1 protein-coding gene is annotated in these 3,808 nt (G+C 76.4%); it reads right to left on the bottom strand.

Annotated features, from left to right (window positions below):
• A partial coding sequence (locus MJ783_RS17440; protein WP_239311614.1) for an SDR family NAD(P)-dependent oxidoreductase occupies positions 1 to 3,808 on the bottom strand: 3,808 nt, incomplete at both ends.

Below are 3,808 nucleotides of genomic sequence, written 5' to 3' on the forward strand. Positions count from 1 at the left end.
CCGGTACGACCTTCGCCAGCAGGGCGTCGGCCATATCGCTGATGGTGGGGTGGGCGTAGACCAAGGTCGCGGACAGCCGGATGCGCAGCCCCGCTTCCAGCCGGTTCCTCAGCTCGATGGCCATCAGTGAGTCAAAGCCCAGCTCCTGCAGCGGCACGTTCGGATGGACAGCGGCCCGCTCGGCGCCGAGCACCCGCGCAACCTCGCCGGTGAGCAGCTGGCGCAGCACCTGCCGGCGCTCGGCCGGGGCCGCCGCCAGCACCAGGTCGCGCCCGGACGGCTCACCGGGCCGGCCGGCTGGCAGCAGTCCCGCGAACAGCTGCCGGGCGGCCGGCCCGGCGCCGGCCTGGTGCAGCAGCTCGAGGCTGAAACCGGCCGCGGCCAGCCACGCCGCCCCGTTGGTGACCGCCTCGCCCAGCAGCTCGATGCCGGTGTCGGGGTCCAGGGGGAGCACGCCCCGAGCGGCCAGCCGCTCGACCCCGCCGGCCGCAAGCCCGTCGCCGGACCAGGTGCCCCAGTCGATGCTGAGAGCTGGCAGCCCGACCGCGGCTCTGTGCCGAGCCAGCGCGTCCAGGAAGGCGCTGGCCGCGGCGTACGCGCCCTGCCCGGGTGAGCCGATCAGACCGGCCAGTGACGAGAACAGCACGAAGAATTCAACCGGCTGGTCGAGGGTCAGCATGTGCAGGTTCCAGGCACCGATCCCCTTGCCGGCGAACGCCCGCATGACGGCGGTTTCGGTCAGGTCCGTGACCAGGGCGTCCTCGAGAACGCCGGCCAGGTGGAAGACACCGCCGACAGGCGGGGCCGCGCCCCCGGGCCGCAGCGCCCCGGCCAGCTGCCGAGCGTCGGCCACGTCGACGGCCGCGGCCTGGACCGTCACGCCGGCCGCCCGGAGCCCGGCCAGATCCTCGTCGGCGTCGCGGGAGGGCGCGCCCCGGCCGAGCAGCAGCAGGTGCCGTGCGCCCATGCTGGCGAGCCACCGCGCCACCCGCCGGCCCAGCGCGCCCAGGCCGCCGCTGACGATGTAGGTCCGGTCGGGGCGCACCCGGGGGGCCGCCGGTGCGGTATCCGGTCCGGCCAGGCCGTCAACGGATGCGGTGAGCACCGGGGTGAGCAGCGTGCCGCCGCGGATCATGGCCTGGCCCGGCGGTTCCCCGGACCGCAGCAGCGCGCACAGCGCGTCCAGGCCGGAGCCCACGGTGCCGGCGTCGACCTCGATCTCGACCGCGGTGCACCCGGGCTCGAGGTGCTCGTTGGCCAGTACCCGGGCCAGCCCGGTCCGGGCCGCGTCGAGCAGCCCGTCGGTCCCGCCGCTGGCCGCGGCCACCCACAGCCGGGGAGCGCCGGCCGGCCATTCCCGCCTGACGACCGCGTGGGCCAGCCGCAGCGCGTCGACCCCCCGGGCGGCGACGGCGGACGGGTCGAACTCGTCCTCAGCCGCGTCGGAGCTGTCACCGGCAGTCCGAGCGTCCACCACACCGCGTAACGTCCCGAACCGGGACTCGGCCTCGGCGAGTACCTCGGTATAAGCGCTGGGGCCGGGTGGGAGCTGATACTCGTCCGGCCCCAGCGCCAGGCCGTTGACCGCGGTCAGGCACGGGTCACCGGCCGCGGTCAGCCGGCTGGTGACCGCCCGGCCAAAGGCGCCGTCGGCGACGACCAGCCAGCCACCCGCGCCCCGGCCGCCGGCCCTGGGCACGGGCACGAGCGGCTCCCAGCGCACCTGGTAGAGCCGGCCATCCTCGACCGGCCGGGCCGGCCCGGCCAGCCGCAAGGTGAAGCCAGCCGCGGCCCACAGGACCTGGCCGTCCGGACCGGTGACGGTGATGTCGCACGTCAGCTCACGGGCCGAGGCCGCGGTCAGCTGGGTATGGCACCAGACCTCGGCCGGCGCCGGGACGCCCGGCTGGCTCCACACCCGTCTTATCCGGGCCGGCACCGGCACCGAGCCCGCCCGCATCACCGCTGTGTCCGTGGCCGCGGCCACCTGCAGGCAGGCGTCGAGCAGGGCCGGGTGCAGGGCGGCTGTGGTGCCTGGCACGGCCAGGCCGGCCGGTGGCTGGGCGAGGCCGACAGCCCGCCCGCCGCCCGCCCACAACTGGGTCAGGCCCTGGAAACGCGGGCCGTACCGAAGGCCGGCGGCGGCCAGGCGGGCGTAGTGCTCGTCGATCGGGACCGGTGCCAGGTCACGGGCTGCCGCGGCCGGCGGCAGCGGCGGCGGCGCGTCGCCAGCCGCGGCGGGCACCCACCCCTCGGCGTGGGTCACCGGGATCGCGCCGGCCGGTCCCGATGTGACGGTAAACCGCGCGGACCCCTCGGCACTGGCCTCGGCACTGGCCTCGGGCCGGATGGCCAGTTGGGGCTCAGCGGCCGCGGCCGGCCCCGCCGGGCACAGCTGGGCGAAAGCGACGTCGGCCAGTACCACCGGCTCGCCGGGACGCTCGGCGGCGACAGCACGTGCCACGGCGGTGAGCCAGTAAGCCCCCGGCACCACCGCCATCCCGTCGACCTGGTGGTCGGCGATCTCCGGGGCGGCGGCCAGGTCGACGTCGAGCGACCACAGGCGCAGGGACGGCTCAACCCCCACCGGGATGCGCCGGCCCAGCGGGCCCGGCCCAGCCGCCGCGGTGGGCGGCGCGGCCGGCCGCGGACCGCCGGCCGCCACCCGGGCGATCGGGAACGGCCGGTGCTCCCAGCCGTGGTGGGGGATGTCCGTGTGCGGCACCGCACCCGGGTACAGCGCGTCCCAGGCCACCGGCGCGCCCGCCGTGTACAGCGTGCCCAGGGCGGACAGCATCCCAGCCAGCTCAGGCTCGGTGCGCCGCATCGACGAGATCACGGTGACGGGGCAACCGGTCTCACCGGCCAGTTCCTCGATCGGCCGGGCCAGCACCGGGTGCGGCGCGACCTCGACGAACGTGTCGTAGCCTTCGGTGAGCAGGCGTTGCAGGGCCGGGGCGAACAGCACCGGGGCGCGCACGTTGCGCTCCCAGTAGCGCGCGTTCAGCTCGCTGCCAGGCAACGGGCCGCCGGTAACCGTCGAGTACAGCGGGATGGCGGCGGTGCCGGGGCGCAGGGCCGCCAGCGCCGCGCGCAGCCGAGGCTGCAACGGCTCGACCTGCGGCCCGTGGGCGGCGAACTCGACCGCGATCCGGCGGGCGAACACGCCCCGCTCGGTGAGGCCAGTGATCACATCCTCCAGCACCGCCGCCGGCCCCGACAGCACCGTCGCCCGGGGCCCGTTGACCGCGGCGACGGACAGCTCGTGCTCTCGGCCCCGCACCAGCTCGGCCGCGTCGTCGGCGGCCAGCTCGACCAGTGCCAGACCGCCGGCGCCGGAGATTTCCTCGAGCAGCCGGCTGCGTTCGCAGGCGACCTGGGCCGCGTCGTCAAGGCTGAGAGCGCCCGAGGCGTAGGCCGCCGCGATCTCGCCCATACTGTGCCCGATGACAGCGTCCGGTTCGATTCCCCACGCCCGCCATGTCTCGAACAGCGCCACCTGGGTCGCGAACAGCGCCGGCTGCACCGTGGCGGTGCCCTCGATGGCCAGGCCGGTGTGGTCGTCCCACAGCGACCGGCCGGTCCAGCGGGCGATGGCCGCGTCACAGCGGTGGATCGCGTCGCGGAACACCGGCACGGCGCCGGCCAGACGCCGGCCCATCCCGTCCCACTGCGGGCCCTGGCCCGGGAACACCAGCACGACCCGGGGCCGGCCGCGGCCGGCCGCACGGGGCCCCACGGCCCCTGGCCGTCCCTCGGCCAGCGCCGCCATGCCGGCGGCCAGCCCCGCTGGGTCAGCGGCCACGAC

This window comes from Protofrankia sp. Cj3 (genome assembly GCF_917627355.1).
Taxonomy (GTDB): domain Bacteria; phylum Actinomycetota; class Actinomycetes; order Frankiales; family Frankiaceae; genus Protofrankia.